This window comes from Saccharibacillus sacchari (assembly GCF_037722395.1).
GTDB classification, from domain to species: domain Bacteria; phylum Bacillota; class Bacilli; order Paenibacillales; family Paenibacillaceae; genus Saccharibacillus; species Saccharibacillus sacchari_A.
Map to the genome: position 1 here is coordinate 41842 of NZ_JBBKAR010000023.1, position 12835 is coordinate 54676.

At 52.3% G+C, this 12835-nt stretch carries 9 protein-coding genes, 2 tRNA genes and 1 riboswitch; of the genes, 5 read left to right on the top strand and 6 right to left on the bottom strand.

Annotation, left to right across the window (positions count from 1 at the left end; genetic code table 11):
* Positions 1 to 536: 536 nt before the first annotated feature.
* The 3 genes from WKI47_RS07120 to WKI47_RS07130 form a co-directional block, all read right to left on the bottom strand.
* Positions 537 to 1700: a serine hydrolase domain-containing protein gene (locus WKI47_RS07120; protein ID WP_340226481.1), complete on the bottom strand. Its 1164-nt coding sequence runs from the start codon at positions 1698 to 1700 to the stop codon at positions 537 to 539.
* Between the two features lie 139 nt (positions 1701 to 1839).
* Positions 1840 to 1912: transfer RNA gene (locus WKI47_RS07125), tRNA-Lys, on the bottom strand.
* A gap of 6 nt (positions 1913 to 1918) precedes the next feature.
* A tRNA-Ala gene (locus WKI47_RS07130) sits at positions 1919 to 1994 on the bottom strand.
* Positions 1995 to 2338: 344 nt separating this feature from the next.
* Positions 2339 to 2423, top strand: a riboswitch (cyclic di-GMP riboswitch).
* Positions 2424 to 2497: 74 nt separating this feature from the next.
* Here WKI47_RS07130 and WKI47_RS07135 point away from each other — a divergent pair.
* Both WKI47_RS07135 and WKI47_RS07140 read left to right on the top strand, forming a co-directional pair.
* Positions 2498 to 4168, top strand: coding sequence for a pyridoxal phosphate-dependent decarboxylase family protein (locus WKI47_RS07135; RefSeq protein ID WP_340226482.1), 1671 nt, complete (start codon positions 2498 to 2500; stop codon positions 4166 to 4168).
* A gap of 3 nt (positions 4169 to 4171) precedes the next feature.
* A complete protein-coding gene (locus tag WKI47_RS07140; RefSeq protein WP_340226483.1) occupies positions 4172 to 5917 on the top strand; it encodes a methyl-accepting chemotaxis protein in 1746 nt (581 codons plus the stop codon).
* Between the two features lie 105 nt (positions 5918 to 6022).
* On the opposite strand, the gene WKI47_RS07145 is transcribed toward WKI47_RS07140, so the two are convergent.
* The 3 genes from WKI47_RS07145 to fabF all read right to left on the bottom strand — a co-directional run bounded on the left by WKI47_RS07145 (position 6023) and on the right by fabF (position 8507).
* Complete coding sequence (locus WKI47_RS07145) at positions 6023 to 6463, bottom strand: hypothetical protein (RefSeq protein ID WP_340226484.1); 441 nt, start codon at positions 6461 to 6463, stop codon at positions 6023 to 6025.
* A 5-nt stretch (positions 6464 to 6468) separates the two neighbouring features.
* Positions 6469 to 7086: a TetR/AcrR family transcriptional regulator gene (locus WKI47_RS07150; RefSeq protein WP_340226485.1), complete on the bottom strand. Its 618-nt coding sequence runs from the start codon at positions 7084 to 7086 to the stop codon at positions 6469 to 6471.
* 179 nt (positions 7087 to 7265) lie between these two features.
* The gene (gene fabF, locus WKI47_RS07155) at positions 7266 to 8507 is read right to left on the bottom strand and encodes a beta-ketoacyl-ACP synthase II (protein WP_340226486.1); all 1242 of its coding nucleotides are present in this window, start codon (positions 8505 to 8507) and stop codon (positions 7266 to 7268) included.
* A gap of 150 nt (positions 8508 to 8657) precedes the next feature.
* Here fabF and WKI47_RS07160 point away from each other — a divergent pair, with 150 nt between their 5' ends.
* The 3 genes from WKI47_RS07160 to WKI47_RS07170 all read left to right on the top strand — a co-directional run bounded on the left by WKI47_RS07160 (position 8658) and on the right by WKI47_RS07170 (position 12718).
* The gene (locus WKI47_RS07160; RefSeq protein ID WP_340226487.1) at positions 8658 to 9506 is read left to right on the top strand and encodes a helix-turn-helix transcriptional regulator; all 849 of its coding nucleotides are present in this window, start codon (positions 8658 to 8660) and stop codon (positions 9504 to 9506) included.
* 271 nt (positions 9507 to 9777) lie between these two features.
* Complete coding sequence (gene licT, locus WKI47_RS07165; protein ID WP_340226488.1) at positions 9778 to 10614, top strand: BglG family transcription antiterminator LicT; 837 nt, start codon at positions 9778 to 9780, stop codon at positions 10612 to 10614.
* A 199-nt stretch (positions 10615 to 10813) separates the two neighbouring features.
* The gene (locus WKI47_RS07170) at positions 10814 to 12718 is read left to right on the top strand and encodes a beta-glucoside-specific PTS transporter subunit IIABC (RefSeq protein ID WP_340226489.1); all 1905 of its coding nucleotides are present in this window, start codon (positions 10814 to 10816) and stop codon (positions 12716 to 12718) included.
* Positions 12719 to 12835 lie beyond the last annotated feature (117 nt).

A 12835-nucleotide genomic window follows, 5' to 3' on the forward strand; every position in this document is an offset into this window, starting at 1 on the left:
AATTTCTCCCTCCGCTTCTGCGCTCGTTTGCGAAACCTTTCTTTTTAAGATTAGAAGACCGAACCGGGGTTTGCGGTTCGGTTTTTTTGATGGGTTTCAAAGACGGTGGCGATGTGCGGGCAAAAAAAAGATCCCCGTCGGGGTGGCTCCGACGGGGATAAATATATCTCTCAAAGAGGGGTTGTTTGTATAATAAGCTCCCAAGCTGAAAAGAAGCTGACTGTAACTTAAAGATTTGCTTAAAATTCGGTGCATTAGGGCGTGTACGCAAACTCCGAAGGGCGAAAAGGCAGCTCAAGATGCACGTCGCCTGAGTTTGCGTACACGCCCTAGATCGAGAATCAAAAAAAGGACCCCGACGAGGTGGCTTCGTCGGGGTCAAGCTCTATGATTAGAGGGGATTGAATATAGAATAACGCCGGAACCTGAAAACAACCTGAAACGTCGATGAAGTTTAAATAAAAGACAGCGAGCGGCTTCGGGTCGCGTACGGAAGTTCCGGAATCGTTCGTTTTGGTTTGATGCAGCAAAACGGTTTAAAGCGCGCCGTATGCGGCTGCCCGGACGCGCAGGTGATGGTGCTCTTCCCTGTTCGGCAGCATTTGGTGCATATAGACGATCGCGGTGTTCGTTTCCGGCGAGATCGACGTCCAGGTGCCGGCCATGCCTGTCCAGCCGAACTCGCCCAGCGGGCTGTTGCTGCCGCCTGCGGCGCGGTCGATCAAGGTGCGGACGCCGAGGCCGTAGCCGTAGCCTGCCGAATACGAATTCGTGAAATCGGCGAGTTGCACGTCATTCAGTTGATTGGTCCGCATCAGGTCGATGGTGCTGCGGCTCAAGATGCGAACGCCGTTCAATGTGCCGCCTGCGGCGAGCATGCTGGCGAATTTGATATAATCGCGCGTCGTCGCATATAAGCCCTGCCCGCCCAGCTCCAGCAGGGCATCCGGCCGATGCAAAGCATCCATTTCTTCCGGTGCCGGAGTGAGCGTGCCGTCTTCGGCCCGCTCGTACATGACCGCCATGCGTTCTTGGATATCGTCGCGGTAACGGTAACCGGTGTCGGTCATGCCGAGCGGGCCGAAGATTTCCTCCTGCAAAAACTCGCCCAATGTTTTGCCGGAGACCGCTTCGATCAGCCCGGCGACCAAATCGTGGCCGTAGCCGTACATCCAGCGTGTGCCCGGCTCGAACATAACCGGAGCTTGAGCGGTTGCCCGGATCTCGTCTTGCAACGTGTAGCGCCCGTTCGTGCTCTCGCTCAGTTCGGTGCGCAACCGCGTAATTTCGCGTGCGGTCAGCGATTCGCCGTACGGATACGGATGTCCGGTCATCATGCCAAAAGCGTGCCGCACCAGAATCGGATTTTGTACCGGCTCGGTATGGACTTGCCCGTTGTCTTGCGTCACCGTCTTGCGCACATCCTTATACTCGGGCAGATATAGATGCAGCGGTTCGTTGAGCAAAAACTTGCCGCGTTCGAACAAGATCATCGCGGCGGTGCAGACAACCACTTTGGTCATCGAATACAAACGAAATACCGTGTCGGCGTTCACCGCGCTTCCTTGCTCCCGATTCGCTTGTCCGAAATACCCTTCGTATACGACTTCCCCGTCTTTCGCGATCATGCAGGCGCAGCCGGAAGGCCCTTGCTCGGTAAAAGACTTGAGCAGCGCGGATAAATGATCGAATTGTGCCATTTCTATCGCCTCGTTTTCGTAATTTAGCGACTTTTTCTTTATGTATGCAAAAAAGAATAATCCGCTTTCACGTTTTATTTTGGCAGAAAAAAACCGGCAAAACAACAAAAAAACGGCATCTCTGCCGTTTTTTTCGAGATGGATTCTCAGGGGCTCGAACCCTGGACCTGTCGATTAAGAGTCGAATGCTCTACCAACTGAGCTAAGAATCCATGATATGGTGGAGCCTAGGGGGATCGAACCCCTGACCTCATCGCTGCCAGCGATGCGCTCTCCCAGCTGAGCTAAGGCCCCGATCGAATAACTCGTAATACAGAGTATACCATCTAAAATTTATCAAGTCAATATTATTTTTTGGTAAAAAAGCTAAACAAACAAGCCGAAAATTACGACAAAAAAGAGTATGCTTTTGTCGCATTCGACAACATATGTCGAAAACGATTTTATTTTTCTTGTTGTCATGAATATTAAACTGGACAAAAAGACCTAAATCACCCCCTCGAACCAGGACTTACCGATAATAAATTGACATAGCATGTAAATTTTCATTGCCACTTTCATATCCGTGTACTATAATTCTATTTGGCTATACGAATAGAGTTTGTCCACTTTAATCAAATGAATATTGCAATAAAAATTTCATATTTTAGCAAACTTATTGAAAAATAAGGACGCAAAGCTATAGGGACTAAATCCGTTCGGGTAGGTCAGCCAGTTGCATTCGACAATCGGCGAAATATGGGCATTTGTACCTATTATCGCCTTTTTTATATTACAGGATTGGGGAGAACACATCCGTGTCTACTTACAAAGAAAATTCCGTACAAAACTTTTTTCCAAGCGAAGACGGCAACGCAGAAGAACGTCAGCAATTCATGCAGTTGATCGAGCAATTGATCACCGGCGTCGACGATTTGAAAAATCCCGACGGCGTCAATCTGCTTGGCGAAAAAGAACGTTCCAAATCCTTTTATACGGATCTGATCCAAAATAGCGTCATTCCCAGCAACAGCACCGATCAAAAAGAAGTCAACGAGCATCTGCTGAAATTGCTGCACAACCACCCTTACCATTCCAAATATTTTTTGACCAATATTTTGCCGATGGCAAGCACGCCGGGCATTTTGGGCATGATCACGGCGTTTCTGGTGAACGGCAACAACCTTTGGGATGTGTATGGTCCCGCGGGCGCCGAAGCGGAAGTTAGAGTCATCAGCATGATGTCCAAGCTGGTGGGATACGATCCGCAGTTGAGCGGCGGTTACACGACCTGGGGCGGCCAGGGCGCGATTTTCACGGGACTGCGATTGGCGATCGCCAAATTCGCACCCAACGCTCCCCGCAAAGGCGTTCCGCGGAATCTGTACACGTTCTGCTCGGAATCGGCTCACTACAGCCTGTTCAAGTCGATGGAAGCGACAGGCTTAGGCAGCGACCATCTCATCAAAGTGCGCACGCTTGCCGATAGTTCTATGGATACCGAAGATTTGCGCCTTAAAATGGAGCAGGTCATTTCGGACGGCGGCATCCCGGTATATATCGTTGCGACTACGGGAACCACGGATGCAATGGGCATCGACAATGTTCAACTGATCAAACAGACGGCTGAGGAAGTCTCGGCGGGACACGGCATGCAGCGGCCGCATATCCATGCCGACTCCGCACTCGGCGGATTCTTTGCCTTTTTCCGTCAGTATGATTTCGCCGGCAACCCGCTTGAATTCCAAGCTCCGGTGCTGAACGCTTTGCGGCAAATCAACAACCGGATGCAGCATCTGTCGTTGGCCGACACGCTTTGCTTCGATTTTCAAAAGCTGGGGCAAACGCCGTATTCGACCAGCCTGTTCCTGGTGAAAAACGCGGCCGATCTTCAGCTTGTCGATCTGGCGGAAGAAGAAACGCCTTATGTCGGACACCGCGGCTACGGCGACTACCATACCGGCTACACGCTCGAATGCTCGCGCATGGCAAGCTCCATCAGCATCTACAGCGCGCTGCTCGCTTTCGGCGTCACCGGTTACCAACGCCTGCTGGCGCAATTCGTGGAAGTCAATCTGGAATTCCGCGAGACGCTGCGCCGCGAAGTGCCTGAAGCGGTCATCGTCAACGACCTAAATCCGGCGATCATGACCCTGTTCCGCCTCTACCCGGATAAGCAAAACAACTTCGAAGCCGAATTGTCGGGTCTATGCTCGCACGCCGAGATCGAACGTGCCAACGATCTGAACGCGCAGTTATTCGAAGTGCTGGGTCAAAATCGCGACCGCATGTTCTTCGGCGATACGAAAAAACACCTGGTCGTACCGACAACCGACAACCAGGATACAACGCTGTACGCCGCAAAACTGTTTGTGATTTCGCCGTATACCCAAGTCTCGCACATCCCGGAAATCGTCGCCTATCTCAAGCAAAACATCGATAGCGTATTTCATTCCTATGCAGATGCTTTGCAGCCAATCGGAGGGTAACACGTGTCAAAGAATACGCCTGAGCAAACCAAAAAACCACTATGGGGTTGGTACAAAAACCATATCTCCGCCAAAATGATCTCTTCGATCGTGTTGTTGATCGTTTTCACCTGTACCGCTTTTTCGATCACGGAGTCCCAAATCAGCAATCGGTTGACGAGCGAACTGGAAGGTCAATTCGATCTCAGACTGGCCAGCAGCATTCAATCGATCAATACGTATCTGGAATCCATTCCGGAGAACCCGTCGGATATCGACAGTCTGAACAATGAAGCGTACAAAAAAATCAAAGCGGAACTCGAAGATGTGCTCGTCACCGATACGCTGGAAAATGTCTATATCCTCAGTAACAGCACCGGCAAGGAACAACTCGTGATCCTGACCGGCGTGGATGACGATTACGGCACGGAATATGCGTTTTCAGATGAAATGAAAGAAGCGATCTCTTCTCAGAAGATGACGTACAGCTCGATCTACAAAGACGAATACGGCATCCACAAATCGGTCTTTTTGCCTTTGAAAGATAGCAACGGCAACCCGTTCGGCATCGCCGGTATCGATATCGACGCCAGCGTCATTCCGGCCACGCAGACGTTTATCTTCTGGTTCACGGTCATCATCGTGGGCGCGGTCATCGTGATCGGCGTTACCGTCGCTTTCCTGCTCAGCCGCAGCTTGACCCGTCCGATCAACAAGCTTGTACGCGCGACGAAAAAAGTAGCCGAAGGCGATCTGACCGAAGAATTCGTGCTGAAGCGCGAAGACGAGCTTGGCACGCTGGCCGACTCGTTCAACGCGATGCGCGGCAACCTGGAAAGCCTGATCCATCAAATCTCGAATTCTTCGACCGTTTTCTCGACGACGGCGGGCAATATCCATCAGGCGTCCGGCGAAATGGGAGCCAGCTCGCATCAGGTTGCCTTGTCTATGAACAGCGTCAACGAAGGCGTGTCGGAAGTGGTCGTCTCGATCAACGACAGCACCTCTTCGATCGTCGAAGTGAACGAAGAGCTGGCCAATGTCACCAACGAAGTGACCGGCATGCAGCAAATGGCGCTTGAAGTCAGCTCTTATTCGCAGGACGGCCAGGTACTGGTCGAAAAAACGCTCAATCAAATGAACGTGATCCAACAGGAAATGAAGCAATCGCAAGAAGCGGCTGTCCAGCTTGATACGCGCTCCAAAGAAATCAGCGATTTTATTACGGTCATCACGCATATCGCGACGCAAACGAATCTGCTCGCGCTGAACGCTTCGATCGAAGCCGCGCATGTAGGCGAACACGGCAAAGGCTTCGCGGTCGTCGCCGGCGAAGTGAAAAAGCTCGCCGAGCAATCGTCCAACGCGGCCAAATCCATTACCGAATTGATCAACAGCACGCAGCAGGACAGCCAGTCGGTACTGACCAGTATCGAGCAAGGCAGCCAAGCCGTCGAGCAAGGGCAAGAATGGATCAACAAAATGTCCGACAATTTCAAAATCATTTTCGACGGCGTTTCTTCTTTCTCTTCGCAAATCGGCCATCTGAAAAGCTCGCTCGATAAAACGGACCGTTCGTTCGAACTGATTACGGACTCCATGCAAAAAATATCCGGCATCACCGAAGAACAATCGGCCGGATATCAAGAAGTGGGCGCCGCGATCGAAGAACAAAGCGCCACGATACAGGAAATCGCGGGCGCGATCCGCAACCTGTCGCAAATGGCGGACGAGCTGCAAGCTTCCGTTCAATATTTCAAAGTATCCTGATTGTTCGGCAAATCCATACGCAGAAGGAGATCGACACCTGTCGATCTCCTTCTTTTTGGTTTGTTGCCGCTTGGCTTGTCGCCGCTACGCCAAACACGCTGATGCTTATCCCCAGCCTGCCAGCAACACCGCCGCGATAAAAACAAGCTGGATCGCGGTTCGCGCAAACAGACCCGGTACGGCTTTGCCTCCGATCGCCAATCGGTTCCGCGCCGCGAACACGTTCGCCGGAAACATCGCCGACAGCAGCAACGCCAGACCGATCGAAGCCGTTTGGGACGTGGCCGGAACCAGAATTCCGATCGCGCCGAGAAGTTCGAGCACTCCCGTGACAGTCACGATCGCGGCCGGTCTCGGAAAAGCAGGCGGCACCATGCGGATCAGATCCTCTTTTTTGCTCCCCCAATGCGCGGACGCTCCCAACAGCAGCATGATCGCAACCGCAGCTTGAAGCGAAGTCTGCCAGTTTTGAAAACAGTCGATACCGATAAAACCGAGACCGATAAACAGTACGAACGAAGTGATCAACGCGTAAAAAGGAACCATTGCGTTCACTCCTTCACTGAGTTGTTCCGTTCCTGCGGCTGAAGCATCTGCGTAATCCATTCGGAAAAATGCGAAGCCGAGAAACATTCAGTCGTACCTGGAATGGAAGATCGTACGCGAAGCCCCATCGTCAATAGCACGAACATATCCGCCGTTCGCGCCGCGTCGACGGTCTCGGCGATAACGCCGTGCCGTTGGCCGATCCGTATCCATTCCTCCGATAACTCCAACGTGCGCTCATAGTATTCTTTTAACGCTTGAGCCACGATCGGTTGCTCTTCCCTGCCTAGCAAATACAGCAAAATGCGGTTGGTCACGTCTTGCGCATCGGCATACGAAGCGATACTGTCCGAGATCCGCCGCATCGGTTCGGCAAAAGACGCCCCGCTTTGCTGTACTTCGTTTCGAAACCGGACGTTCGTGTCTTCCAAGCGCTTTTGCAACACCTGAACAAACAATTCGTCTTTGCTTTTGACATAATGAAAAATCGCGCCTTTCGACAAACCCGATTGCTCCATAATGTCTTTCATCGTCACGACGGTACAGCCTTTTCCCTGCACGAGCTGCTTGACTGTATCCAATAACAGAGTCATCGTGTGCTGCCTGCGTTCTTCCTGCTTCAAAACCATCCCTCCGCTTCATCGAACATCACTTTCGGTCTGCTTGATATTTATTATAAAAACAGACCGTCGGTTTGTAAATGAAAACTTGCTACGCAGGGGATGATTGTCCGAAGCCTATTGCGAATGCTGTCCGATGTGGTGTTTGGGAACCGAAACGGCTACACGCCGCTTATGTTCAATCAGCTTTGTTCGTATTTTCGCAGCACGATCGCCGAGTTATGGCCGCCGAAGCCGAACGAGTTCGAGATTCCGACGGTCAGCTCTGCTGTTCTCGCCGTTCCCGCCGTGTAGTCCAGATCGCAGCTTTCGTCCGCCTGTTGCAGATTAACGGTCGGCGGCACGATTCCGGTTCGCAACGATTGGAGCAGCGCCACCGCCTCCACGGCGCCCGATGCGCCTAACATATGTCCGGTCATGGACTTATTCGCCGTAACCGGTATCCGGTACGCTTCCGCGCCGAACACGGCTTTGATCGCGGCCGTTTCCGAACGGTCGCCGATAACCGTACTCGTCGCGTGGGCGCTGATCACATCCACGCGTTGCGGCTCCGTCTTCGCTTCTTTTAACGCCAATCGCATCGCCCGCGCCGCTCCGTGCCCGTCTTCCGGCGTCGCCACCATATGGTACGCGTCCGAACTTGCCCCGTATCCGATCACTTCGCCCAGAATCGTCGCTCCGCGTTCCCGCGCATGGGTCAACGATTCCAGCACCAGGATACCCGCTCCTTCCGCCATGACGAATCCGTCCCGATCCCGATCGAACGGACGGCTTGCGCGCGTCGGATCGTCGTTACGCGTGGACAACGCCGTGGCGTTCGAGAAGCTTGCCAGCGCGATTCCGTGCAGTGCCGCTTCGGTTCCGCCTGCGATCATCACATCCGAACGTCCGGCTTGGATATGGAAAAAAGCTTCGCCGATCGCCGTGTTGCCGATCGAGCAGGCCGTGACCGGTGACATCGAAGTTCCCAAAGCTCCATAACGGATACTGATCAACGCCGCCGCCATATTGGGAATCATCGCCGGAACGAGCATCGGACTGACCCGTCCGGGCCCGCGGCTTGCGAGCGTTCCCGCCTGATCCATCAGTGTTCCGATCCCTCCGATTCCGGAACCCACGTAGACGCCTATCCGCTCTCGATCCGTTTTTTCCAGATCAAGCCTCGATTGTTGAATCGCCTGCTCGGCCGCGACCAGCGCGAATTGACAAAAACGGTCCAGTTTCCGTGCTTCTTTCGCTCCGAGCAATCCCGAGGCATCGAAATCTTTGACCGCTCCCGCAATATTCACTTTATAACCGCCGGCCTCGAAAGCTTCGATAAACGAAATACCCGATTCTCCCCGAACCAGACGCGTCCAGAACGGTTCAGTTCCTATCCCCAAAGGCGACACGACGCCCGTTCCCGTGATAACCACTCTTTCCATCTTGCATCTTCCTCCTCGGATTTCAGCCTTGGCGACTGCCGTCAGGCTTGGTATACCGTTATCATGTCATGTAGAATATCCTAGTACAAGTTACCGTTTATACGGGTATAAAAACTGCTCGATTCATTTTAATAGGAGGTTTGATCAACGATGAATTCCACTGCCAGGCTCCAAGCCCTTTCTGTCTTTTTAAAAAGCCAACGCGCCAAAATCTCCCCCGAATCCGCAGGTTTCCCTATAGGAACAAGACGTCGGACACCCGGACTGCGCCGCGAAGAAGTCGCTCAACTGGCTGGCGTAAGCACGACCTGGTATACCTGGCTGGAACAGGGTCGAGACATTCAAGCGTCGCCTTCCGTGCTCGATTGCGTCGCCAATGCGCTCAACATGAATACCGACGAACGCAAATACCTATACTCGCTCGCAATCGAAGACGGTTCCACCGTGTACGTGCCGGAAAGCGACCTCCTTCGAATCAGCCCCTCTTTGCAAAAGATCATCACCGGACTTCAGCATTGCCCCGTCATCGTCTCCGATCGCATGTGCAATATTGTCGGATGGAATCAGGCGGCTTGCCATGTTTTTTTGGACTTTGACCACATCCCGCCCGAAGAACGCAATATGATCCGTCTGCTTTTTGCGCGTCGTGAATTTCGTCGGTTGGCGGTCAATTGGGAACAATTCGCCAGCGGCTTTCTTTCCATGTTCCGTTCCTACTATGGCCGCTATGTCAGCGATGAATGGTACGAACGCTTTTTACAAGAGATGACTGAAGCCCACCCCGAATTCCGGTCCATGTGGGAACACGGTCAGGTCAGTTACGCGCCGGAAGTCCATCTTGAGTTCCGTCATGCCAAGGCCGGTAAAATGGTTTATGAGCTGACATCGCTGAGCGTATCCGGACAGGACGACCTTCGGCTCAGCATTTACACGCCCGCACCGGATACCCCTACCGAAAGCAAATTACGCCGCCTAATGGACGAAGAAAATTTTGCGTAAAAAGACCGTCTTTCTTCTATTAGAATGCAATTTGGTCGAAAACGGTCTCGAAAAAAACATAAAGAAAGCGTATTCTTTTCTCTTGTCAAACCAACTGGTTCTTGCTATGATTGCCTTGGGATTGTTACTGAAGAAGGCAAAACCCACCGCATATGCTAGCTGTATATGTGTTGGGTTTTGCCTTCTTTTCGTAACGATCCTTTTTCCAAACGTTGGGTGTAAGCGCTTATATCGCCCGTTTCATGATTTCGCAGGATAAGGAGGGCGGCAGGTGATTATCGGGAAAATTTTTAACAACAACGCCATAATAGCCAGTGACGCGGGTAAAAGTGAATTCGTGGTTATGGGACGCGGCATCGCGTTCAAAAAAAAGGTCGGCGAAGCCGTAGATCAAGACCTGGTCGAAAAAATTTTCGTTTTGCAGCAAAAAGACGCTTCGGAGAAATTCAAGCTCCTGCTGGAAGATGTGCCGCCCGAGTATATCTCCTTATGTTACGACATCATCGAATACGGCAAAAACATGCTGGACGTGCCGCTGAGCGATTATATCTACGTGACGCTGACCGACCACATGAACAATGCGCTTAAGCTGCTGGAAGAAGGCATCACGACGACCAATCCGCTAATCTGGGAAATCAGGCGCATCTATCCGAAAGAATTCGCGATCGGAAAAAAGGCGCTGGAGTTTATCGAAGATTCGGTCGGCAAAAAGCTCCCGGAGGACGAAGCGGCCAACGTCGCTTTGCACCTGATCAACGCGCAGATCGACCAGTCTTCCCGCCGAACGGAAAACGTAGCGGCGCAAACGGAAAAGATCAGCGATATTCTGAACATCATCAAGTACAGTTACGGCAAATCGCCGGACGAGAGTTCGATCAGCTACGAGCGGTTCGTGACGCATCTGCGGTTTTTCTTTCAGCGGATCGGCAAGCCCCGGCGCGGAGAACTCGAAGACGACTTTTTGCTCAAGCAGGTCAAGTCGAAGTACAAAAAAGCGTATGCCTGCATGCTCAAAGTCGAGACGTATCTTCAGATCGAACTGCCCGACGAAGAAAAGTTGTACCTGACGCTCCATATCCATCGCGTCACCCGGGAATCGGCCCCCTGACGGGCGCTTCTCCCCGATCGAAAGCAAGCGTATTCAGTAAGCGTTAACAATTCCATAAAATCACGGATCGTGACTGGTAATGCAGGCGAGACCAACAGCAAGCATGTTCCTTCGGAATGCCGGGGACGCGCGCTTGCTTGGTCTCGTCTTTTTTTATAGCCATTCCTGAATCATCATTCTCCTAAAAGGAGCGAGAACAATGGGAAAATACGAAAAATTAGCTAAAGACATCATTCAAAACGTGGGCGGCAAAGAAAACGTCAACAGCCTGGAGCATTGCGTCACAAGACTTCGGTTCCGGTTGAAAGACGAAAACAAAGCCAACACCGACGTGCTCAAAAATATGGACGGCGTCGTTACGGTCGTGAAAAGCGGCGGCCAATATCAAGTCGTAATCGGCAACCACGTGCCTGACGTGTACGCCGAAGTGAACGCTGCGGGCGGTTTTGCGGCAGAGTCCGGTTCTTCCGACGCGGGCGGCGAAAAAGGAAACCTGTTCAACCGCTTCGTCGACATGATCTCCGGCGTTTTCGCGCCAACGCTCGGCGTATTGGCCGCAACCGGTATGATCAAGGGCTTCAATGCGCTGTTCCTGACGTTGGGCTGGTTGACAGCAGAATCAGGCACGTACCAGATTCTCAACGCGATCGGCGACTGTCTTTTCTACTTCTTCCCGATCTTCCTGGGCTTCACGGCAGCGAAAAAATTCGGGGCCAACCACTTTATCGGTATGGCGATAGGCGCGGCGCTTGTTTATCCGAACATTGCCGGCATCACTTCGTCGGGCGTCGAACCTCTGTATACGTTATTCGGCGGTACGATATTCGAGTCACCGGTCTACATCACGTTCCTGGGTATCCCGGTCATCCTGATGACCTATTCGTCCAGCGTTATCCCGATCATTATCGCGACGTTCGTCGCTTCCAAGATCGAAGCCTTTTTTAAACGGGTTATTCCTAGCGTCGTTCGTACCTTCCTGGTTCCTTTCTGCACCCTGCTCGTTATCGTACCGCTGACCTTCATCTTCATCGGTCCGATCGCGACTTGGGCAGGTACGCTGATCGGTAACGGCACGCTCGCGGTTTACAACTTCAGCCCGATTGCGGCAGGCGTGGTTATCGGTGCTTTCTGGCAAGTATTCGTTATTTTCGGTCTCCATTGGGGCTTCGTTCCGATCGCGATCAACAACCTGACCGTTCTGGGCAGAGACCCGATCCTGGTGGGCATGCTCGGCGCTTCTTTCGCTCAAACCGGTGTTGTATTGGCTATCCTGCTTAAAACGAAAAACGTCAAATTGAAATCCTTGTCCATTCCAGCTTTCATTTCCGGGATCTTCGGCGTTACCGAACCCGCGATTTACGGCATCACGCTTCCGCGTAAAAAACCGTTCATCATCAGTTGCGTATCGGCGGCTGTCGGCGGTGCTTTCCTGGGCGGCATGGGTACGCAAGGGTACATGATCGGCGGTCTCGGCATCTTCGCGATTCCTTCCTACATCGGTCCGAACGGACTGGATATGGGCTTCTACGGCGCAATCGTCGGTATCGTAGTCAGCTTCGTGCTCGGTCTCGTCATCACTTTGGTTATGTTCAAAGACGAAGTCGTAGCGACAGACAGCACGCCAACAAAAAAAGACGACTCCGTTATTCAACAAGAAACTGTCGGCAGCCCGATGAAAGGCAATGTGATCGCACTGTCCACCATCAAAGACGAAGCGTTCTCCACCGGCGCAATGGGCAAAGGCGTCGCGATCGAACCGATCGAAGGGAAAGTTTACTCGCCGGTTGACGGCGTATTGACTTCCCTCTTCTCTTCCGGTCACGCAATCGGTATCACCAGCGACACCGGCGTTGAAATCCTGATCCACGTCGGACAAGACACGGTTAAACTCAAAGGCAAATACTTCACACCGCAAGTCAAACAAGGCGATACGGTGAAAAAAGGCGATCTGCTGATGGAATTCGATATGAACGCGATCCGTCAAGAAGGCTATATCCTGACGACTCCGATCATCATTTCGAACACCGGCAGCTATCTGGACGTAATCGAAACGGAAAAGAAAGACATCGGATACCAGGACGGTCTGCTGACTGTCGTCATCTAAGTTCGGTCAATACGATACGCTGAAGTAACCAAAATTCCGGGGCGCTCCGTAAGCTCGCGACCTAGTAGCTTGTCTTGTTTTAATCCGGGGTTTGCGCTTTCCTGAAACGTGCATGGT

What these genes read in the sequence shown, in the direction of transcription:
- WKI47_RS07160 (WP_340226487.1), top strand. Translation starts at nt 8,658, where the DNA reads ATGAATTCCACTGCCAGGCTCCAAGCCCTTTCTGTCTTTTTAAAAAGC.
- WKI47_RS07120 (WP_340226481.1), bottom strand. Translation starts at nt 1,700, where the DNA reads ATGGCACAATTCGATCATTTATCCGCGCTGCTCAAGTCTTTTACCGAG.
- WKI47_RS07170 (WP_340226489.1), top strand. Translation starts at nt 10,814, where the DNA reads ATGGGAAAATACGAAAAATTAGCTAAAGACATCATTCAAAACGTGGGC.
- WKI47_RS07145 (WP_340226484.1), bottom strand. Translation starts at nt 6,463, where the DNA reads ATGGTTCCTTTTTACGCGTTGATCACTTCGTTCGTACTGTTTATCGGT.
- fabF (WP_340226486.1), bottom strand. Translation starts at nt 8,507, where the DNA reads ATGGAAAGAGTGGTTATCACGGGAACGGGCGTCGTGTCGCCTTTGGGG.